The following is a 19,966-nucleotide window of genomic DNA, read 5'->3' as shown; positions in this document are numbered from 1 at the left end:
CACCGCTCGCGGCGGACGGCCATTTATGAAGATCGCAGCGAGTCGAGCAAGGGGCTGGCCTGTCACATTTTCTAAATATACCCTGTTGACTCGGATTGAGCGAAGGTTTCGCGTCGGAAATCTCACAACCCTATGGATTCACGGCACTTTCTGCGTGACACTTTGATGAAGGTTCTGCGAATCGCGGTAAACCGCGCCTTTGCGGTTTTGCCCGTTGGTAGCGTTCGCGCAACGTTCCTTGATAGGGGTTATAGCGGCACCTTAGTGCAGCATCGGCGTCCACGCAGCCCTGCCGACACGACAAAAAGCCCGCCGGACGCGTGTCCAGCGGGCGATCAGCCGTTGCGTAACCCGATTGGGATTAAGCGAGCGCGGTGAGGCGCTTGGTCAGGCGCGAGAACTTGCGGCTCGCGGTGTTCTTGTGCAGCACGCCCTTGGCGACGCCGCGCATCAGCTCGGGCTGAACCATCGCCATCGCGGCGGTTGCAGCAGCCTTGTCGCCCGCTTCGAGCGCATTCTCGGCCTTCTTGACGAAGGTGCGGATGCGGCCGGTACGGTTACCGTTCACGATGGTCCGCGCGGCGTTACGACGGATGCGCTTTTTCGCCTGTGGCGTGTTCGCCATGAAGCCCTCTGATCTGTAAATAAGAAAGGGCGGGAGATACCTCCCGGCCCCGGAAGCCGTGCGCCTTACGCAGAACGGGGGTGCCGGTCAATCATTTCTGGCATTTCGGGCACCAGAAAGTCGAACGACCGCCCTCGGCATAGCGCTCGACCGTGCCGCCGCAGCTGCAGGGCTCGCCCTCGCGGCCATAGACCGCGAACTGCTTCGAGAAATAGCCGAGTTCCCCGTCGGGGCGGGCATAATCGCGTAGCGAAGAGCCGCCCGCGTCGATCGCCGCGAGCAGCACCGCGCGAATCGCCGGCACGAGTCGCGCGAGCTTGGCGCGCGAAACGGTGCCGGCAGCGCGCTTGGGCGAGATCTGCGCGGCGAACAGCGCTTCGCAGACATAGATGTTGCCGAGTCCCGCGACGAGTCGCTGGTCGAGCAGCATCAGCTTGATCGACGCGATTCGCCCGGCGAGCTTGGCGTGCAAGTAGGAGACGGTCAGCTCTGGCCCGAGCGGTTCGGGGCCGAGCGCCTTGAACGCCGGGAAGTCGGCAAGCGATTCGGTCGGCAGCAGATCGACCGAGCCGAAGCGCCGCGGATCGTTGAGCGCGAGGCGCTGCGTTGCGGTTTCGAGGATCACATGATCGTGGGGCAGCAGCTCGGAGGGATCGACTCGCCACCGCCCCGACATGCCGAGGTGGAAGATCATCGTATCGCCGCGATCGGTCTCGATCAGCCCGTATTTCGCGCGGCGCGACAGCCCGGTGACGGTCGCGCCGGTCAGCCGCTGGCCGAGATCCTCGGGGAACGGCCGCCGCAGATCACCGCGACGGGTCTGCACGAGCGTGATGCGCTGCCCCTCGAGCACGGGCCTGAGGCCGCGCACGGTGGTCTCGACTTCGGGAAGTTCTGGCATTCCCCGCCCCTGCCCGTTTCTACGCCCGCCGCGCAAGCGGCTACCCACACCGAGAGCACTCGGCACTCCGATGCAGGCGCTTTCACTGCGGAGCACCCGCCGCGCCCCTCGCCTTCTCTCCGCGTCTGTGCGTGAAAAGAAGATGGGTTCACGCGGAGACGCCGAGACGCGGAGCAGAAGGACGGATGGGCCGCGCGAGACGATTTGTCCGAGCCGCAACGCAGCGGTTTGCGCCGCCGCTTTGCTCGGCTAGAGCGTGCGGCATGAACGCTCCAAACTCTGGCACCGTCTCCTTCGGCTACGAAGACATCCCCGCTACCGAAAAGACAGCGCGCGTCGGCGGCGTCTTTTCGAGCGTAGCGCGCAGCTATGACATCATGAACGATGCGATGTCGGGCGGGATGCACCGTGTGTGGAAGGACCGCTTCGTGCGCCGCGTGAAGCCCCGCGACGGCGAGCAGATCCTCGATATGGCGGGCGGCACCGGCGACATCGCCTTCCGACTGGCCGAATCGGGCGCAAGTGTCACGGTTGCCGACATCAACCCGCAGATGCTCGAAGTCGGCGTGGACCGTGCCGCCAAGCGCGGCATCGACGGGCTGGTCTGGACCGAGGCGAACGCCGAAACGCTGGTCTTCCCCGACCGCTTCTTCGACGCGTACACGATTGCGTTCGGCATCCGGAACGTGACCGACATCCCCAAGGCGCTTCGCGAAGCACACCGCGTGCTGCGGCGCGGTGGGCGCTTCTACTGCCTCGAATTCTCGACCACGCTGTGGCCGGGCTTCGCCGATGTGTACGACGCCTATTCGCACAAGCTCGTCCCCAAGCTGGGCAAGCTGCTCGCGCAGGACGAGGACAGCTATCGCTATCTGATCGAGTCGATCCGTCGTTTCCCCGATATGCCGACCTTCGAAGGCATGATCCGCGACGCGGGCTTCGTGCAGACCGGCGTCGAGCCGATGCTCGGCGGGCTGGTCGCGATCCACCACGGGTGGAAGATTTGATGGGGCTTACTCAATGACCGCCCCCGCCACCCACGTCTGGCGCCTGCTCAAATGGGGCCGGATCCTCGCTCGGCACGGCGCGCTCAGCGGCATCGAGCGGGATCAGAACACCCCGCTGCCGATCCGCCGCCTCGCCCGCATCGCCCGCATCGGCGCGCGCGTGCCGGCAGTGCCGCGCTATGCCGATGCGCTCCAGGCGATCGGTCCGGCCGCGATCAAGCTCGGGCAGACGCTCGCAACGCGCCCCGACATCGTCGGCGAGGCGGCGTCGAACGATCTGATGCGGCTCCAGGACGCCCTCCCGCCCGTCCCCTACGAAACGATCCACGCAGCGATGACGCGCGCCTTCGGACGCGATCCAGCCGAGCTCTTCGCCTCGATCGACCCGGTGCCCGTCGGCGCCGCATCGATCGCGCAGGTCCACCGCGGCGTCACCACCGATGGCCGCACCGTCGCGATCAAGGTGCTGCGTCCCGGCGTCGAGGAAGATTTCACCCGCGCGATCGAGACCTATCAATGGGCCGCCGCGCAGGTCGAGGGCTATGGCGGCGAGCTCGCACGGTTGCGCCCACGGCTCGTGATCGAGACCTTCAAACGCTGGACCGCGCGCGAGCTCGATCTGCGGCGCGAAGCCGCCTCGGCGTCCGAACTCGCCGACGCGATGACCGCCGAGCCCGATTTCCTGGTGCCCAAGATCGACTGGCAGCGCACCAGCGGCAAGGTGCTGACGCTCGAATGGATCGACGGCATCAAGCTGTCGAACCGCCCCGCTTTGATCGCGGCGGGCTACGACCTGCCGCAGCTCGCCAACACGCTGGTCCACGCCTTCCTGCGCCAGGCGATCGCGGAAGGCTTCTTCCATGCCGATATGCACCAGGGCAATCTGTTCGCGCTGCCCGGCAACAAGATCGCCGCGATCGACTTCGGCATCATGGGCCGGATCGACCGGCGCGCGCGCGTCTGGCTGGCGGAGATCCTCTACGGGCTGATCACCGGCAATTATAAGCGCGTCGCCGAAATCCATTTCGAGGCGGGCTACGTTCCGGCGCACCACAATGTCGCCGAGTTCGCAACCGCGCTGCGTGCGGTCGGCGAACCGATGCGCGGCATGTCGGTCAAGGACATGTCGATCGGCATGATGCTCGACGGGTTGTTCAACATCACGCGCGACTTCGACATGCAGACCCAGCCGCATCTGCTGCTGCTGCAGAAGACGATGGTGATGGTCGAAGGCGTCGCGACGAGCCTCGATCCCGAGATCAATCTGTGGGACGCAGCTGCGCCCTTCGTGCGCGAATGGATTCGCACCGAGCTTGGCCCCGAGGCCGCGGTCGCCGACCGGCTGGTCGAGGATTTCCGCACGCTCGCACGGCTGCCAGAGCTGATCCGCAACATCGAACGGCGTTTCCCCAATCCGCCCGGCGCGCCGCCCGAGCCGCCGCTGCGCGAAATCGAGGTCGTGCGGATCGGCGGCGGTTGGCGCTATGCGCTCGTCGCAGTGCTGAGTGCCGGCGCGAGCCTGGGCCTGGGGTGGATGCTGTGGGGGTGAGGCGACGCCCACCAGCGCAGCGCGACACCGCTTCGGCATGATGCCCCGGCCGCCCCTCTGGCTGGCCGAGCCATCGCGCTATGCCGCGCTGCCGCAACCGCGCGCCCGGATCGCCGTGGTACTGCTCGCTGTGTTGCTGCTGGCGAGCTTGCTCGCGCTCACCAGCCCTGGCCCGCCGCCGGTCAGCCACACCCCGGCGGCCCGCGTCGACGATCAGCGCGACGTCCTGCTGTACGAGACGATCGTCCAGGGCATTCGCGGCGGGGGCGATTACTACGGCGTGGCGGCACAGGCACTGCGCACCGGCGACTATCCGATGCGCCCGTTCGTGACCTTCCGCTTGCCGACGCTTGCCGTCGTCCAGGCAGCGCTGCCGCGCTTTGCAACGATGGCCTTGCTCTACGCGCTCGTCGCCTGTGTCGCGTATGCCTGGTATCTCCGGCTTGGCGGGGTGTTCAATCGCCCTGCGCCGCGCCTCATCGCGCTCGCGCTGCTCGCAGGCGGATTGATGGCGTTCGTGCAAAGCGATCTGGTCGCCTTCCATGAAATCTGGGGCGGATTGTTGATCGCGCTGTCGCTGGCGGTGCGGAGCGACGACAAATGGATCGAGGCGGTCGCGATCGGGCTGATCGCGATGCTGATCCGCGAGACCGCAGCGCTCTATGTCGGGGTGATGGCGCTGTTCACGCTGGCCGAGGGTCGCCGCCGCGAAGCGTTCGGCTGGGCAGCGACGCTCGGCGTGCTCGCGATCGTCGTTGCGCTCCACGCGCATGCCGTGGCAATGGTGGTGCGCGAGACCGACCCCGCCTCGCCCGGTTGGGCCGGCCTGCTCGGCTTAGGCTTCTTCGTGAAGACCATGCAGATCTCGACCGCGCTCGATCTCGCGCCACTCTGGATCGCGGCGCCGCTCGTCGTGCTCGCGCTGTTCGGCTGGTCGGCGTGGCGCAGTCGATTGGCGCTGCGCGTGGTCGCGGTATTCGTTGCCTATGCGCTGCTGCTTGCCCTGTTCGGGCGGACCGACACCTTCTATTGGGGACTGATGATAGCCCCCACGCTCCTTATCGGCCTCGCCTTCGCGCCCGACGGTTTGCGCGACCTGATTGGCGCGGCGCGGGGGACCCGGCGGAAAATCAGCGTGACGCGGGTGACGCGGTGAAGATCCTGTTGATCGTCGGGGGCGGCATTGCCGCGTACAAGGCATGCGAGCTGATCCGCCTGTGCCGCAAGGCAGAGATCGGCGTGAAATGCGTGCTGACCGCGGGCGGCGCGCATTTCGTCACGCCGATGACGCTCGCGGCATTGTCCGAGACCCAGGTCTATACCTCGCTCTGGGATCTCAAGGACGAGGCCGAGATGGGCCATATCCAGCTCAGCCGCGAAGCCGACCTGGTCGTCGTTGCGCCTGCGACCGCCGACCTAATGGCGAAAATGGCGGCGGGGATCGCCGACGATCTTGCGACGACGCTGCTGCTCGCGACCGACAAGGCCGTGCTCGCGGCGCCCGCGATGAACGTGCGGATGTGGCAGCATCCCGCGACACGCCGCAACGTCGCCACGCTGCGCGGCGATGGGGTGACGGTCCTCGAGCCCGACGAAGGCGCGATGGCGTGCGGCGAGTTCGGCCCGGGCCGCTTGCCCGAGCCCGCGGCGATCCTCGCGGCCATTCAGGCGGCTTTGGCGGCGTGAGCGCGCTGACCGGTCTGCACGTCGTGGTAACCGCCGGCCCGACCCACGAGCCGATCGATCCGGTGCGCTATCTCGCCAATCGCTCTTCGGGCAAACAGGGCTTCGCGATCGCCGCGGCGCTGGCTGCGGGCGGCGCGCGGGTGACGCTGATCGCCGGGCCGGTGACGCTCGCGACCCCCCAGGGCGTGACGCGAGTCGATGTCGAAACCGCCCTCCAGATGGAGACAGCCGTGGCGCAGGCGCTTCCTGCCGATGCCGCGGTGCTCGTCGCGGCGGTTGCCGACTGGCGCGTCGAGAGCGCGGGGCAGAAGATCAAGAAGGACGCAGACGGGCCGCCGGTGTTCCATCTTGTCGAGAACCCAGATATTCTTGCAGGGCTTGCCAGAAGCCCGCAGCGCCCGCGACTGTTGATCGGCTTCGCGGCGGAGACCGAGAACGTCATCGGTCACGCCGTCGCGAAGCGAACGCGCAAGCAGGTCGACTGGATTGTCGCCAATGACGTGTCGGGCGACGTGATGGGCGGTGCGGCAAACACCGTCCATATCGTCACCGCCGATGGTGTCGAAAGCTGGGAACGGCTTTCCAAGGAGGCGGTCGCCGAGCGGCTCGCGGCGCGGATCGCGCAGACGCTTACCCGGTAACCGGCCCCACCGCGCGACGGGGCCGATCCAGACCTTACAGGTCGAGCTCGCCCTTGAGCTCGTCGATCCGCTTCGACGCATCGGCCTTGCTCAGGTCGGGGCTTGGCGGCTCGACATGCGCCTCTTCGCTCAGCGTCGTCAGATAGGATTCCTGTGCGCCGGTCATCGGATCGCCGCCCGAAACCCACTGATCGGGGTTCTTCTCGGTGTTCGATCCCGGATGCTCGTCGAGCTTCGGATTGTGCGGGGTGTCGGCCATAAGATACTCGCATGTTTCTGGTATGTTCTGAACCGCCGAAACGCGCCGCGGTTCCATGCGAGCGCGCGAGGCTTCGACACGGCGTGCCGGACTTGCTAAGGCTCGCCCCATGAATACGCCTACCACCAAGCCGATCACGATTGCGCTCAAGCGCCTGCCGCACGGCGAAGACCTGCCCCTGCCCGCTTATGCGACCGATGGCGCCGCCGGGCTCGATGTCGTCGCCGCCGAAGCTCTGACGCTTGCGCCGGGCGCGCGCGCTGCGGTCGCGACGGGCTTTGCGATCGCGATCCCGCATGGCTTCGAGGTGCAGGTCCGCCCGCGTTCGGGGCTCGCGCTCAAGCACGGCGTCACGTGCCTCAATACCCCCGGCACGATCGACAGCGATTATCGCGGCGAAGTGAAGGTGATCCTCGCCAATCTCGGCCAGACGCCGTTCGAAATCGCGCGCGGCGACCGGATCGCCCAACTCGTTCCGGCCCCGGTTCAACGCGCGATCCTCGACGAGGTGGTCACGCTCGACGATACCGTGCGTGGAACCGGGGGCTTCGGATCGACCGGACGATGATGCTTTTCCTCATGCTACAGGCCGCGGAGCTTCCGGCGGTACCGGTCGATTGGACGGTGCTCGCGCCGCTCCCCTATGTCGCCGCGCCGCAACTCACCCCGCAACTGACCAGCTTCGTCGCGGGCGAGATTGCCGCCAACCGTTGTCCGATCGCCAGGCCAACCGACGGCCATTACGTCGTCACGGTCGATGTCGCGACGCTGGTTGGCACCGATGGCGTCGTCCGACGCACCGTGCCGCACGCGATCAACTGCCCGACGGTCGAGCAATATGCCGCAGGTCTCGTCGCCGGCTTTGCGCGCAGCAACCTCGCGCTGCGCGCGGGGAGCGGCGACCATTGGTATCGCGCCACGATCGTGTTCGACTGGCGCGGATGAGCCTGTCCGACGCCGAGCTTGAGCGCTATGCGCGCCATATCGTGCTGCGCGAGGTCGGCGGCGCGGGACAGCTCGCGCTGAAGGCGGCGAGCGTCGCGTTGGTCGGCGCAGGCGGGATCGGCAGCCCGGCGATCCAATATCTTGCCGCCGCCGGTGTCGGGCGGCTCGTACTGATCGACGACGATACGGTCGATCTTTCCAACCTCCAGCGCCAGACGGTGTTCGACGAAGCCGATCTCGGCGGGTCGAAAACCGCGGCAGCTGCGCGCGCGGCGCAAGCGATTAATGCGCATGTCGCGATCGACACGCACGCCGAGCGCCTGACCCCCGCGAATGCCACCGATCTGCTCGACGGCGTGTCGGTGGTGCTCGATGGCAGCGATTCGTTCGCGACCCGGCTCGCCGTCTCCGATGCCACGCAGGCGCTGCGGATTCCGCTGGTGTCCGCCTCGGTCGGGCAGTTCGAGGGTCAGCTCGGCGTGTACCGCGGCTGGGAGCAGGACAAGCCCTGCTACCGCTGCTTCGTCGGCGATGCGCGCGACCGCGCCGGCGACAGTTGTTCAGAGCAGGGCGTGCTTGGCGCGATGGCGGGCGTGATGGGCAGCCTTGCCGCGCTTGAAGTGCTGCGCGCGATCGTCGGGTTTGGCGAAGACAGTGCGGGCAAATTGCTGCTGGTCGATGCGCTCGCCTTCCGCTTCCGCACGATCGCGTTGCCCAAGGACCCCGGCTGCCCGGGCTGCGGTTAGCAGCACCTTAAGAGGGACACGCTAGAACAAGCCCATGAAACGCGCGCGCATCCTCGTCATCTTCGGCACCCGACCCGAAGCGATCAAGCTCTTCCCGGTCGTCGCCGCGTTGCAGGCGGTGCCGGGACTCGACGTGCGCGCCTGCGTTACCGCGCAGCATCGCGGGCTGCTCGATCAGGTGCTCGCGATCGCGGGCCTCACCCCCGATATCGACCTCGATCTGATGGAGCCGGGCCAATCGCTCGATCGCCTTACGGCGCGGCTGCTGACCGGGCTCGGCGACGTGATGGACGCCGAGAAGCCTGACCGTGTCATCGTCCAGGGCGATACCGCGACCGCGATGGTCGGCGCGCTCGCCGCCTATTATCGCAAGATTCCGGTCAGCCATGTCGAGGCCGGCTTGCGCTCGGGCGACATCTACCAGCCCTGGCCCGAGGAAGTGAATCGCCGGATCGTCGCGCCGATCGCCGACCAGCATTTCGCGCCGACGCAGACCGCCGCCGACGCGCTGCGGCGCGAGAATATCGATCCGGCGATGATCCATGTCACCGGCAACACCGTGATCGACGCGCTCCACGCGACCGGCGCGAAGCTGGCGGCAGACCCGGCGCTCGGCGCCGGGCTCGACCAGGTCGCGGCGCGGTTCGCGGGCAAGAAGATCGTGCTCGTCACGACGCATCGGCGCGAGAATTTCGGCGGCGGGATGGACAATATCGCGCAGGCGCTCGGGCAGATCGCGGCGCGCGACGATGTTGCGATCCTCTTCCCGATGCACCCCAACCCCAACGTCGTCGAAGCAATGAACCGGGTGCTGGGCGACCGCCCCAACATCGCGCGGATCGATCCGCTTGATTACCCGCATTTCATCCGCGCGCTCGGCCTGTGCCATATCGCGCTGACCGATTCGGGCGGCGTCCAGGAGGAAGCGCCCGCACTCGCCAAGCCCGTGCTGGTGATGCGCGAGACGACCGAGCGCCCCGAAGGCGTCGTCGCCGGCACTGCCAAGCTGATCGGCACCGACCCGCACCGGATCGTCTCCGAGGTCAGCGCGCTGCTCGACGACCCCGCCGCCTATGCCGCGATGGCGCGCGCGCACAATCCGTTCGGCGACGGCCATGCCAGTGCGCGGATTGCCACGATCGTCGCAAACGGCTTTGGTGTGCCCACGACGTGAGCGCGCGCTGAGCGTTTTCGAAATATCAACGCTCCTCGCGCATTAGCCTGAGCGTGAGCAAGTAAAGGCGCAGAAACGATGATGTCGCACGCGGACCTGAAGGTCGTTGTCGTTGGCCTGGGCTATATCGGCCTGCCGACCGCGGCGGTGATCGCGCGCACCGGGGCGAGCGTGCTCGGGATCGATGTCTCGGCGCATGTCGTCGAGACGGTCAACTCGGGCAAGGTGCATATCGAGGAGGTCGATCTCGACGGCCTCGTCTCGGGCGTCGTCGCACGCGGCGCGCTGCGCGCCTCCACGCAGATCGAACCCGCCGACGTCTTCGTCATCGCGGTGCCGACGCCGTTCGCCGACGATCATGCGCCCAACATCGGCTATGTCCTCAACGCCGCGACCACGATCGCGACTGTGCTGAAAGCCGGCGACGTGGTGGTGCTCGAATCGACCTCACCGGTCGGCACGACCGAGCAGGTGCGCGATCTGCTCGCGCAGCTCCGCCCCGATCTCAAGGTGCCGGGCAAGAGCAATGGCGACAGCCCGGACATCGCGATCGCCTATTGCCCCGAGCGCGTCCTGCCCGGGCGCATCCTGGTCGAACTGATCGACAATGACCGCGTGATCGGCGGCATCACGCCACGCTGTGCGCGCAAGGCGCTGCAATTCTACCGCCGCTTCGTCCGCGGCGCGTGCGTCACCACCACCGCGCGGGCGGCCGAGATGACCAAGCTGACCGAGAATGCGTTCCGCGACGTCAACATCGCCTTTGCCAACGAACTCAGCCGCGTCGCCGACACGATGGATGTCGATGTGTGGGAGGTGATCCGTCTCGCCAACCGCCATCCGCGCGTCAACATCCTCTCGCCCGGCCCCGGCGTCGGCGGGCATTGCATCGCGGTCGACCCGTGGTTCCTGGTCCATGCCGACCCCGCCAACACGCCGCTGATCCGCACCGCGCGCGAAGTGAACGACGCCAAGATCGATTACGTCGTCGAGCGCGCCGAGGCGATGGTCGCGGCCAATCCGGGCGAGCGCGTCGCCTGTCTCGGGCTCGCCTTCAAGGCCAATATCGACGATTTCCGCGAGAGCCCGGCGTTGAAGGTCGCGCTCGCGCTGGCGGACCGCTTCGGCGATCGGTTGCGTATCGTCGAGCCCTATACCGCTACGCTCCCGCCGAGCTTCGATGACAGCGGCGCGACGCTGATCGACATCGACAGCGCGATCGAGACGTGCGGGATCATGATCGTGCTGGTCGATCACGATGTGTTCAAATCGGTGCCGGTCGACGAGCGTGCCGACAAAATCGTTTATGACACGCGGGGCATTTGGCCCGATCAGCCCCGTGCGGCGTCACGTGGCGCACCGTTGCGTCTCGCGAGCTGAGCGGCGGGTGGCGGTCGACCGCGGGTTCGCTCCGCGTCGGGCCGCGAAGAAAGGTTTCACCAGTGTCGTCGACTAGCCCCCTCCCGCGCGCGTCCCCGCCGAGCGGACCGCCCGAGTCGCGCGTCTATGCGATCGGCGATGTGCATGGCCGTCGCGACCTGCTCGACGCACTGCTCGAACAGATCGCCGACGATCGCCGACGCCACCCCTGCCCGCGCGAATTTCTCGTCTTCCTCGGCGACATGATCGATCGCGGCCCCGATTCGAAGGGCGTCGTGGAGCGGTTGCGCGGGCTCGACGATCCGACGCTCCATCCCGTCTTTCTGATGGGCAATCACGAAGAGATGCTCGTGCGTGCGCTCGGCACGCAACCGCAACGGCTGCGCGACTGGCTGACGTTCGGCGGCGCCGAATATGTCGAGAGCTACGGCGTCGATCCAGCCCGCGTTGCCGAGCTCGACCCCGCCAGCGCCGCGGCGGTGATCCGCGCGGCGATTCCGCGCGGCGATCTTGCCTTTATCGACGGGTTCGCCGACAGTTTCCGCTTTGGCGACTATCTCTTCGTCCATGCCGGCATCCGCCCCGGCGTCGCGCTCGACCAGCAGCGCACCGGCGACCTGCGCTGGATCCGCGACGATTTCCTCGGGAGCCAGGTCGACCACCCGTTGTTCGTGATCCACGGCCATACAATCAGCGACGGCCCCGACGAACGGGCCAATCGCATCGGGATCGATACCGGCGCCTATGCCAGCAACGTGCTGACTGCGCTGTGCATTGAAGGGACCCGCCGCCGCTATCTCGCGACGGCGGCCTGATCCACCCGCGTTAGCGCAGCAGGTCCACCGCGAACGCGCGGACGGTATCGCCGATATCCGCACGCGCGACCGCGACCGCAAGATTGGCGGTGACATACCCCGCTTTGTCGCCGCAATCGTAGCGCTTGCCGTCGAAGGTCAGGCCATGGAACGGTTGGTCACCGATCATCCGCGCCATCGCGTCGGTCAGCTGGATCTCGCCACCCGCGCCCTTGCCCTGATTCTCGAGCACGCGCATCACCTCGGGCTGGAGGATATAGCGGCCGATCACCGAGAGATTCGACGGAGCCGTCCCCTTGGCAGGCTTCTCGACCAGCCCCTTCACTTCGGTCAGCCGCCCGTTGCGCGTGCCGGGCGTAATGACGCCGTACATGTGCGTCTGGTCCTCGGAGACTTCTTGCGCGCAGATCACGTTGCCGCCGACCTGCATATAGGCATCGACCATCTGCTTGAGGCAACCGGGCTTGCCGAGCATGAAATCGTCGGCGAGCAGCACGGCGAACGGCTCGTCGCCCACGATGTCCCGCGCGCACCACACCGCATGGCCGAGCCCCATCGGCTCCTGCTGGCGCACATAGGCGACCGCGCCCGGCGCAAGGCGCGTATGGTCGAGCACGCCGAGCGACTTGCCGCGCGCCTCCATCGTCGCCTCGAGCTCGTAGGCGATGTCGAAATGATCCTCGATCGCCGACTTGCCGCGACCGGTGACGAAGATCATCTGCTCGATCCCCGCCTCGATCGCCTCGTCGACGGCATATTGGATCAACGGACGATCGACGATCGGCAGCATCTCCTTGGGCATCGCCTTGGTCGCCGGGAGAAAGCGCGTCCCCAGGCCGCCAACGCGGAAAACGGCCTTGCGCAGGGGCTTGATCGACATCAGCATCCTTCGATCTTAACTGAAACTGCGCGCGTCATACCCTGCGCCATCGCGCATGGAAAGCGGCGACGCACGGTGCCGGACGGTTGGATCTATTGCGCCGCCGGAGCGGATGCCGCGGCCTGTTGCTGCATCTGCTGGAATTGCGCGCCGGAGATGAAATCGAGCAATTCGATATCGAACACCAGCACCGATCCGGCGGGGATCGGCCCGGTCGCCTGATCGCCATAGCCGAGGCTCGGCTTGATCCAGACGCGATATTTCGCGCCCTTCGGCATCGCCTTCAGCGCTTCGCTGAAGCCGGGTACAACCCCCGAAACAGGCATCGGCGTCGGGCGCGCGCTCTGGTCGAAGGTCGTGCCATTGGTCAGCTTGCCGACATAGTTGACCAGCGTGACATCGGCATCGGTAGGTTTCGCGGGGCCGGTGCCCGGCGTCAGCACGCGATATTGCAGCCCCGACGGTGTCGTCACCACGCCACGCTGCTTGGCGTTGGTCGCAAGGAACGCGTCGGCTGCGCTGCGCGGTGGTACGGTTGCCACCGGCTTGGTGCTGGCGGCGCGATGCACCGCCTTGCGCGGCGCAGCGTAGGTTGCTGCCGCGGGCGACAGGATCGCGCCGATCACACCGGCGATCGCGAGCGTCCGCATCTCAGCGACCGGTCGGCGGCCCGCCCGCACCCGGCGGCATACCGCCGGGCGCACCCTGCTGCTGCATCATCTGTTGCTGCTGCTGGATCTGGCGATAGGTGCTCATCGGGATGAATTCGAGCATCTCGACGTCGAACGCGAGGGTCGAATTGGCCGGAATGCCGGGAGGCGACTTGTCGGCATAGGCGAGGCTCGGCTTGAGCCAGATGCGATATTTCGCACCCTTGCGCATCAGCTTGAGCGCTTCGCTGAACCCCGGAACAACGCCTGCGACGGGCATCGGGGTCGGCTGCTGCGACTTGTCGAACACCGTGCCGTCGAGCAGGCGGCCCTCGTAATTGACGAGCGCGACATCGTCGTCGGTCGGCGACGCGCCGGCGCCTGCGCTCAGCACCTGATATTGCAACCCAGACGGCGTGGTCATCACCCCGGCAGCGCGCGCGTTGCGCGCCAGGAAGCTGGTCGACGGATCGACCGGCGTCTGGAACGCCAGTGCGATCGCGGCGATCACCAGCACGGCGATGCCAATCCACAGATACACCAAGATACCCCGCTTCACGGGCTTTAGCGGGACAGCGGTGATCGACATGGTGGCTCCCGGGCGGGGTCGAAGGTCTTTTTCGGGCTTAAGGCAGGCAAGGCGGGCGATCAGGCCCGCTTCATCGTCTTACCGTGCGCCGTCGCGTTCCATGCGCTTGCGCTCGAGCTTGCGCGCGCGGCGGACGGCAGCGGCGCGCTCACGCGCGCGCTTCTCGCTCGGCTTTTCGTAGTGCCGGCGCAGCTTCATCTCGCGATAGACGCCCTCGCGCTGCAGCTTCTTCTTGAGCGCGCGCAGCGCCTGGTCGACATTGTTGTCGCGTACGATGATTTGCATAAAACCGAACAGCTCCGAATCGATAGAAAAGCGCCGCCGCAAACCCACGGCCCGCGTCGCAAGGTGGGCGCCCTACACGGGAGGTGCCCAAGTTTCAAGCGATCCGTCACCTTTTACGTGACTTTGGGCTCGCCCGGTCTGTAAGCGAGCGGGATGACCGCCACACAGCTTATGCTCTATAACAGCCTCACGCGCAGCCTCGAACGCTTCGTTCCGATCGATCCGGCGCTGGTGCGTGTCTACACCTGCGGGCCGACAGTCTACAATTACCAGCATATCGGCAATATGCGGGCCTTCCTGTTCGCCGATACGCTCGGGCGCGTGCTGCGCTGGAAGGGCTATCCGACCAAACATGTGATCAACATCACCGATGTCGGCCATCTGACCTCCGATGCCGATGCCGGCGACGACAAGATGGAGAAAGCTGCCGCGGCGCAGGCCAAGTCGATCTGGGAGATCGCGGCGCATTACACGCAGGCGTTCAAGGACGACGTCGTGCGGCTCAACATCGATCCGCCGGCGGAGTGGACCGTCGCGACCGAACACATCCCGCAGATGATCGCCTTCGCCCAGGCCATCGAGAAGGATTGCTACCTGATCGAGGGCGGCCTCTATTTCGACACGACCCGCGTGCCCGATTACGGCAGCCTCGCGCGCGCAACGTCCGATGAGGGCGAAAGCCGGATCGACCCGGTCTCGGGCAAGCGCCACCCGCAGGACTTCGCGATCTGGCGGCGCTCGCCGCCGGGCGAACAGCGCCAGATGGAATGGGATTCGCCCTGGGGCAAGGGCGCGCCGGGCTGGCATCTCGAATGCTCGGTGATGAGCCGCCAGCATCTCGGCCATCCCTTCGACATCCACACCGGCGGGATCGACCATCGCGAGATCCACCACCCCAACGAGATCGCGCAGAACCAGGCGTTCTGCGGCTGCGACGACAGCGGCGCGCGGATCTGGATGCACAACAATTTCCTGGTGGACCGCGGCGCGAAGATGTCGAAATCGACCGGCGACTTCCTGCGCCTGCAGACGCTGGTCGATGCTGGCGTCCATCCGCTCGCCTATCGCCTGATGTGCCTCCAGGCGCAGTACCGCAGCGAGCTTGAATTCACCTGGGACAATCTCGCCGCCGCCTTCACCCGGCTCAAGCGGCTGGTGATCGCGCGCGACGCGTTGCGCGCGCGCGACGACTATGTGCTGAAGGGCGATGCCGAGCCGTACCTCGCGCAGCTCGACGAAGCGGTGAGCGATGATCTCAACACCCCGCGCGGCCTGATCGCGCTCGACGCGCTGCTCGCCGACAAGCGGCTGTCGCCGGCGACGCGGCTGCGCGCGCTCGAGGATTTCGACGCGGTGCTCGGGCTCGACCTCGTGACCCTGAAACGCGCCGACCTGCGCTTGCGGCCGACCTCGGCAACGCTCGACGAAAGCGCGATCGACGCGCAGCTCGCCGCACGCAAGGATGCCCGCGCTGCGAAGGATTTCGCAGCGTCGGATGCGATTCGCGACGCGCTGGCCGGCGCCGGGGTCGAGGTGATGGACGGCGATCCGCTCGGTTGGGATTGGAAGCTCGCGCTCTAACGCGAGCAAGGTGTTGGGGGGCACCCGTCTCCCCCTTGCCGCGCTGGAGGCCGACGCCGCTGCAAAGCCCGCCGCTGGCCGAGAGCGGCGTCCTTATCGCTGGCGATGGGACGCGACTTTCTTTACTGGCGCGCAATCGCCAGGATCGAACGAACGCTTCGACGGGCTCAGGGCGAACGGGTCGCACGGACAGCGTGCCGCCGCCCCCGCCCCGCGCCCGTCGCAGAGCCTGTACCGCCCAAGGACCGCTGATGACTGACACCCCCACCCAGAAATGCGGCCTCGTCGCGATCCTCGGCGCGCCCAACGCGGGGAAGTCGACGCTGGTCAACGCCCTTGTCGGCCAGAAGGTCGCGATCGTCTCCCCCAAGGCACAGACGACGCGCGTCCGGCTGATGGGCGTCGCGATCGAGGGCGACACGCAGTTGCTGCTGGTCGATACGCCCGGCATCTTCGAACCGAAGCGCCGGCTCGACCGCGCGATGGTGCAGGCCGCGTGGGGCGGTGCCGACGGCGCCGACGTGCTGGCGCTGGTGGTCGATGCCAAGGGCGGCCTGGGCTCGAAGGTCACCACCATCGCCGAGGCGATCGCGCATCGGCCCGAGCCGAAATATCTCATCCTCAACAAGGTCGATCTTGCCGACAAGGGCAAGCTCTTGCTCCATGCCGAGAAGCTGACCGCGATGGTGCAGTTCGACGAAGTGTTCTTCGTCAGCGCCTCGACCGGCGATGGTCTGCCGGAATTGAAGGCGCATCTGGCCCAGCGGATGCCAGCCGAGCCCTGGCATTTCCCCGAGGACCAGGTCTCCGACGCGACCGAGCGGAGCCTTGCCTCCGAGGTAACGCGCGAGCAGCTCTACCTGCAGCTTCACGCCGAACTGCCCTACGCCTCGACGATCGAGACCGAGCAATATCTCGAGCGCGAAGACGGATCGGTCGAGATCCACCAGCAGATCCTGGTCGAGCGCCCGACTCAACGCGCGATCGTGCTCGGCAAGGGCGGCGCGCGGATCAAGGAAATCGGCGCGCGCGCGCGCGCCGAGCTTGCCGGCATCATGGGCCGCCCGGTGCATCTTTATCTGCACGTGAAGGTTCGTCCCGGCTGGGACGACGAGCGCGACGTCTATCGCGACATGGGGCTCGACTGGGTCGAGTGAAGCATCCAAATCTCAAAGCCCTGCCTCGCTATCAGCGACGCAGGGCTTCGGGTCCTGAGCTCGGAGCTTAGCGGTAGCGCCAGCCGCCATGGTGGCGATAGCGGTTCTGCCAGTAGCGGCGACCATCCCAATAGCCGCGGTCGTACCGGCGTCCGACGATCAGGCGTGGGCCACCGCGATAGGCGGGACCACCAGCAAAGGCAGGGCCGCCGCGCATCACGCGGCAATGGCCACCCGGTCCGCGAAACGCGCCACGTCCGCACCCGTCGCGCGCATCTGCGGCGGTGGTGGTGCCGAGCGTTGCAGCCCCGGTGAGGAGGATGGCGGCAAGAAGCTTTTTCATGATACCCTCTCGATATAGCATTTAGAGCAAGAGCCCGTCGGGCTGACATGACAAACGAGGGGGTCGGCAACCCGTTCCAAAATGGCCATGCCGGGCCTGCCCGCTCATCCCGCCAGGATCGCTTCGACCCAGTCCGGCACCAGCGTTCCTGCCGCGCCGAGCCGGGTTTCGTCAAAGAAGGCGCTCCCCGCCGATCGCTCGAGATTGAGCTCCAACGTCCGGGCGCCGGCCTGCCGCGCGCCTTGCACGAAGCCCGCCGCCGGGTAGACCGCGCCCGACGTGCCGATCGACACGAACAGGTCCGCCGCGCCGAGCGAGCGCTCGATCGTGTCCATGCCGTATGGCATCTCGCCGAAGAAGACGATGTCGGGCCGCAGCGCCGCCGCCCCGCACGCCGGGCAGACCGACCCCTGCGGCATCGCGCCACGCCAGCGCGTCCGCACGCCACACGCGGCGCACAGCGCCGATTCCAGCTCGCCATGCATGTGCAGCAGGCGTCTGGCTCCTGCCCGCTCGTGCAGGTCATCGACATTCTGCGTCACGATCAGCAATTCGCCGTCCCATTCCGCATCGAGCCGCGCCAGGGCGCGGTGCGCCGGATTGGGCGCGACGCGCGCCAGCGCCGCGCGTCGCGCATCGTAGAAGCGGTGGACGCGTTCGGCATCGTGCGCGAGCGCCTCGGGCGTACAGACATCCTCGACGCGGTGCCCCTCCCACAGCCCGCCGGGCCCGCGAAACGTCGCGATGCCGCTTTCAGCCGAAATACCGGCGCCGGTGAGAACGACGATGCTGCGAATGTCCTGCATTCGCCGACCTTAGTCCATCGGACGATCCGCTGCTATTCTCGCCGCGGGCGAACCGCCGCCGTCGCGCAAGGCGTGCACCGCGCCGGCAAGCGCGGGCCTGAGGCAATTCGCGCATGGCATGTCGCCCGGCCATTGGCTAAGGCCCCCGCGAACCTATCGGAAGGGAATGTGCGTGACCGCGATCGGGATCATTGGCAGCGCTGGGCGCATGGGGCACGCTTTGGCGGCGATCGTCCCCGATCTGGGCGCGACGCTCGCCGGCGGAATCGATGCGGGCGGCGACCCCGCCGGGCTCGCGCACGATTCGGACGTGCTGGTCGATTTCTCGTCGCCCTCGGCGCTCGAGCGTACACTTGCCGCCGCGCGCCAGACGGGGACGCCGATCCTGATCGGCACGACCGGGCTGGCGACCACGCACCACGCGATGATCGACGCCGCCGCCACCGATATCGCGGTGCTGCAGACCGGCAATGTCTCGCTCGGCGTGACGCTACTCGCCAAGTTGGTGCGCGAGGCGGCCGCGCGGCTGGGTCCCGAATGGGACATCGAGATCGCCGAGTTCCACCACCGCAACAAGGTCGATGCGCCGTCGGGCACCGCCCTGCTGCTCGGCGAAGCAGCGGCGGCGGGCCGCGGCATCCCGCTGGCCGAAGCGCGCGTCGCGGACCGTGCCGGGCTGACCGGCGCACGTTCGGAAGGAACGATCGGTTTCGCCAGCCTGCGCGGCGGGTCGGTCGCGGGGGACCATCAGGTCGTCTTTGCGGGCGAGGGCGAGCGGATCGAGCTCGGCCACCGCGCCGAGAATCGCGCGATCTTCGCGCGCGGCGCGATCACCGCGGCGCTGTGGCTCGTCGGCAAGCCCGCCGGGCGCTACGGGATGGACGAGGTGCTGGGCGTGTGAAACGCGCAGACGTCGTCGAGTTCTACGCGCGGCTCGCCGCCGACAACCCGCACCCCGAGACCGAGCTCGAGGCGGGCAATCCCTTCCAGCTCGTCGTCGCGGTCGCGCTGTCCGCGCAGGCGACCGATATCGGCGTCAACAAGGCGACGCGGCGGCTGTTCGAGACGGTGAAGACGCCGCAACAGATGCTCGATCTCGGCGAGGACGCGCTGAAACAGCACATCAAGACGATCGGCCTGTTCAACACCAAGGCAAAGAACGTCATCGCGCTCTCGCAGCGGCTGGTCGACGTCTATGGCGGCGAGGTGCCGAACGACCGTGATGCGCTCGAGACGCTCCCCGGCGTCGGGCGCAAGACTGCCAATGTGGTGCTCAACGTCGCGTTCGGGGCGGAGACCTTCGCGGTCGACACGCACATCTTCCGCGTCGGCAACCGCACCGGCCTCGCGCGCGGCAAGACCCCGCTCGCGGTCGAGCTGAAACTCGACAAGGCGACACCGCAGCCGTTTCGGCTCCACGCGCATCACTGGTTGATCCTGCATGGCCGCTATGTCTGCAAGGCGCGGCGGCCCGAGTGCTGGCGCTGCATCGTCGCCGATCTCTGTGCGTTCAAGCCCAAGACGCCGCCACCCAAGGCCGCGCTGCCCGCCGCACTGCCCAAGGAGCCCTGACATGCACCTGTTGCTCGCTACCCTTACAATCGCCGCATTGGCTGCCCCGGGCGTTGCGCGCGATCGCACGCCCGTCGCGACGCCCGTGGGCGCACCGCAAAGCTGCATCCCGCTCGCATCGATCCGCGAAACGCGCGTACGCGACGACCGGACGATCGATTTTATCACGAGCGGCACGCGCGCCTATCGCAATACGCTGCCGTTCGCGTGTCCTAGCCTCGGGTTCGAGGCGCGCTTCAGTTATGCGACGAGTCTCAGCCAACTCTGCTCGACCGATACGATCACCGTGCTCTATTCCGGCGGTGGCCTGTCGCGCGGCGCCACCTGTGGCTTGGGGCAATTTCAGCCCGTGACGCTCGCGCGCAACTAGGGCTG

General features: G+C 67.2%; 23 protein-coding genes and 1 pseudogene. 15 read left to right on the top strand and 9 right to left on the bottom strand.

Annotation, left to right across the window (positions count from 1 at the left end; genetic code table 11):
- Positions 1-361: 361 nt before the first annotated feature.
- Together rpsT and mutM are read right to left on the bottom strand one after the other, a co-directional pair.
- On the bottom strand, positions 362-625 hold the full coding sequence (gene rpsT / locus ACVWYO_RS13060) for a 30S ribosomal protein S20 (protein WP_457351414.1): 264 nt from the start codon (positions 623-625) through the stop codon (positions 362-364).
- 91 nt (positions 626-716) lie between these two features.
- Positions 717-1,526: a bifunctional DNA-formamidopyrimidine glycosylase/DNA-(apurinic or apyrimidinic site) lyase gene (gene mutM / locus ACVWYO_RS13055; RefSeq protein WP_457351412.1), complete on the bottom strand. Its 810-nt coding sequence runs from the start codon at positions 1,524-1,526 to the stop codon at positions 717-719.
- A 263-nt stretch (positions 1,527-1,789) separates the two neighbouring features.
- Here mutM and ACVWYO_RS13050 point away from each other — a divergent pair, with 263 nt between their 5' ends.
- The 4 genes and pseudogenes from ACVWYO_RS13050 to coaBC all read left to right on the top strand — a co-directional run bounded on the left by ACVWYO_RS13050 (position 1,790) and on the right by coaBC (position 6,409).
- Entirely contained in the window at positions 1,790-2,533 is a 744-nt protein-coding gene (locus ACVWYO_RS13050; RefSeq protein ID WP_457351410.1) for a class I SAM-dependent methyltransferase, read from the top strand.
- A gap of 13 nt (positions 2,534-2,546) precedes the next feature.
- The gene (gene ubiB / locus ACVWYO_RS13045; RefSeq protein ID WP_457351408.1) at positions 2,547-4,082 is read left to right on the top strand and encodes a 2-polyprenylphenol 6-hydroxylase; all 1,536 of its coding nucleotides are present in this window, start codon (positions 2,547-2,549) and stop codon (positions 4,080-4,082) included.
- A 40-nt stretch (positions 4,083-4,122) separates the two neighbouring features.
- A complete protein-coding gene (locus ACVWYO_RS13040) occupies positions 4,123-5,238 on the top strand; it encodes a hypothetical protein (protein WP_457351406.1) in 1,116 nt (371 codons plus the stop codon).
- Positions 5,235-6,409: pseudogene (gene coaBC / locus ACVWYO_RS13035) on the top strand (bifunctional phosphopantothenoylcysteine decarboxylase/phosphopantothenate--cysteine ligase CoaBC). Before ACVWYO_RS13040 ends, coaBC begins: the two are co-directional and overlap by 4 nt.
- A gap of 34 nt (positions 6,410-6,443) precedes the next feature.
- On the opposite strand, the gene ACVWYO_RS13030 reads toward coaBC, so the two are convergent.
- Positions 6,444-6,668 (bottom strand): DUF3072 domain-containing protein, encoded by a 225-nt coding sequence (locus ACVWYO_RS13030; protein ID WP_457351404.1) that lies wholly within the window; start codon positions 6,666-6,668, stop codon positions 6,444-6,446.
- 109 nt (positions 6,669-6,777) lie between these two features.
- On the opposite strand from ACVWYO_RS13030, the gene dut reads away from it, so the two are divergent.
- The 6 genes from dut (at position 6,778) to ACVWYO_RS13000 (ending at position 11,728) form a co-directional block, all read left to right on the top strand.
- A complete protein-coding gene (gene dut / locus ACVWYO_RS13025) occupies positions 6,778-7,236 on the top strand; it encodes a dUTP diphosphatase (RefSeq protein ID WP_457351403.1) in 459 nt (152 codons plus the stop codon).
- Positions 7,233-7,613, top strand: a complete 381-nt coding sequence (locus tag ACVWYO_RS13020; RefSeq protein ID WP_457351401.1) for a hypothetical protein — start codon at positions 7,233-7,235, stop codon at positions 7,611-7,613. The genes dut and ACVWYO_RS13020 overlap by 4 nt, the downstream gene beginning before the upstream one ends.
- Positions 7,610-8,359, top strand: a complete 750-nt coding sequence (locus tag ACVWYO_RS13015) for a HesA/MoeB/ThiF family protein (RefSeq protein WP_457351399.1) — start codon at positions 7,610-7,612, stop codon at positions 8,357-8,359. Before ACVWYO_RS13020 ends, ACVWYO_RS13015 begins: the two co-directional genes overlap by 4 nt.
- A gap of 34 nt (positions 8,360-8,393) precedes the next feature.
- Complete coding sequence (gene wecB / locus ACVWYO_RS13010) at positions 8,394-9,533, top strand: non-hydrolyzing UDP-N-acetylglucosamine 2-epimerase (RefSeq protein WP_457351397.1); 1,140 nt, start codon at positions 8,394-8,396, stop codon at positions 9,531-9,533.
- Between the two features lie 78 nt (positions 9,534-9,611).
- Positions 9,612-10,913: a UDP-N-acetyl-D-mannosamine dehydrogenase gene (wecC, locus tag ACVWYO_RS13005; RefSeq protein ID WP_457351395.1), complete on the top strand. Its 1,302-nt coding sequence runs from the start codon at positions 9,612-9,614 to the stop codon at positions 10,911-10,913.
- 62 nt (positions 10,914-10,975) lie between these two features.
- Complete coding sequence (locus tag ACVWYO_RS13000; protein ID WP_457351393.1) at positions 10,976-11,728, top strand: metallophosphoesterase family protein; 753 nt, start codon at positions 10,976-10,978, stop codon at positions 11,726-11,728.
- A 10-nt stretch (positions 11,729-11,738) separates the two neighbouring features.
- On the opposite strand, the gene galU is transcribed toward ACVWYO_RS13000, so the two are convergent.
- From galU to rpsU, 4 genes are all read right to left on the bottom strand, one after another.
- The gene (gene galU / locus ACVWYO_RS12995) at positions 11,739-12,608 is read right to left on the bottom strand and encodes a UTP--glucose-1-phosphate uridylyltransferase GalU (protein ID WP_457351391.1); all 870 of its coding nucleotides are present in this window, start codon (positions 12,606-12,608) and stop codon (positions 11,739-11,741) included.
- A gap of 92 nt (positions 12,609-12,700) precedes the next feature.
- Positions 12,701-13,258 carry an FKBP-type peptidyl-prolyl cis-trans isomerase gene (locus tag ACVWYO_RS12990; RefSeq protein WP_457351389.1) on the bottom strand — a complete coding sequence of 186 codons (558 nt, stop codon included), beginning with the start codon at positions 13,256-13,258 and terminating at the stop codon, positions 12,701-12,703.
- Between the two features lies 1 nt (position 13,259).
- Entirely contained in the window at positions 13,260-13,847 is a 588-nt protein-coding gene (locus ACVWYO_RS12985) for an FKBP-type peptidyl-prolyl cis-trans isomerase (RefSeq protein ID WP_457351387.1), read from the bottom strand.
- Positions 13,848-13,925: 78 nt separating this feature from the next.
- A complete protein-coding gene (gene rpsU / locus ACVWYO_RS12980) occupies positions 13,926-14,132 on the bottom strand; it encodes a 30S ribosomal protein S21 (protein ID WP_010162663.1) in 207 nt (68 codons plus the stop codon).
- 153 nt (positions 14,133-14,285) lie between these two features.
- Between rpsU and cysS the strand changes: the two genes are divergently transcribed.
- Together cysS and era are read left to right on the top strand one after the other, a co-directional pair.
- A complete protein-coding gene (cysS, locus tag ACVWYO_RS12975; protein WP_457351384.1) occupies positions 14,286-15,713 on the top strand; it encodes a cysteine--tRNA ligase in 1,428 nt (475 codons plus the stop codon).
- Positions 15,714-15,964: 251 nt separating this feature from the next.
- On the top strand, positions 15,965-16,870 hold the full coding sequence (era, locus tag ACVWYO_RS12970) for a GTPase Era (RefSeq protein WP_457351382.1): 906 nt from the start codon (positions 15,965-15,967) through the stop codon (positions 16,868-16,870).
- Between the two features lie 67 nt (positions 16,871-16,937).
- Here the strand turns inward: era and ACVWYO_RS12965 are convergent, their stop codons facing one another.
- Together ACVWYO_RS12965 and ACVWYO_RS12960 are read right to left on the bottom strand one after the other, a co-directional pair.
- A complete protein-coding gene (locus ACVWYO_RS12965; protein ID WP_457351381.1) occupies positions 16,938-17,213 on the bottom strand; it encodes a GCG_CRPN prefix-to-repeats domain-containing protein in 276 nt (91 codons plus the stop codon).
- 104 nt (positions 17,214-17,317) lie between these two features.
- On the bottom strand, positions 17,318-18,019 hold the full coding sequence (locus ACVWYO_RS12960; RefSeq protein ID WP_457351379.1) for an NAD-dependent deacylase: 702 nt from the start codon (positions 18,017-18,019) through the stop codon (positions 17,318-17,320).
- Between the two features lie 172 nt (positions 18,020-18,191).
- On the opposite strand from ACVWYO_RS12960, the gene dapB reads away from it, so the two are divergent.
- From dapB to ACVWYO_RS12945, 3 genes are read left to right on the top strand one after another with little or no spacing between them, the layout of a single operon-like run.
- Positions 18,192-18,920: a 4-hydroxy-tetrahydrodipicolinate reductase gene (dapB, locus tag ACVWYO_RS12955; protein WP_457351376.1), complete on the top strand. Its 729-nt coding sequence runs from the start codon at positions 18,192-18,194 to the stop codon at positions 18,918-18,920.
- Complete coding sequence (gene nth, locus ACVWYO_RS12950) at positions 18,917-19,591, top strand: endonuclease III (protein WP_457351374.1); 675 nt, start codon at positions 18,917-18,919, stop codon at positions 19,589-19,591. Before dapB ends, nth begins: the two co-directional genes overlap by 4 nt.
- Position 19,592: 1 nt before the next feature.
- Positions 19,593-19,961: a hypothetical protein gene (locus ACVWYO_RS12945; RefSeq protein WP_457351372.1), complete on the top strand. Its 369-nt coding sequence runs from the start codon at positions 19,593-19,595 to the stop codon at positions 19,959-19,961.
- The last annotated feature ends 5 nt before the right edge of the window (positions 19,962-19,966 follow it).

The organism is Sphingomonas sp. UYP23, assembly GCF_054059235.1.
The sequence above is the reverse complement of the archived record's forward strand: the minus strand, read 5'-3'. Positions and strand labels throughout refer to the sequence as shown.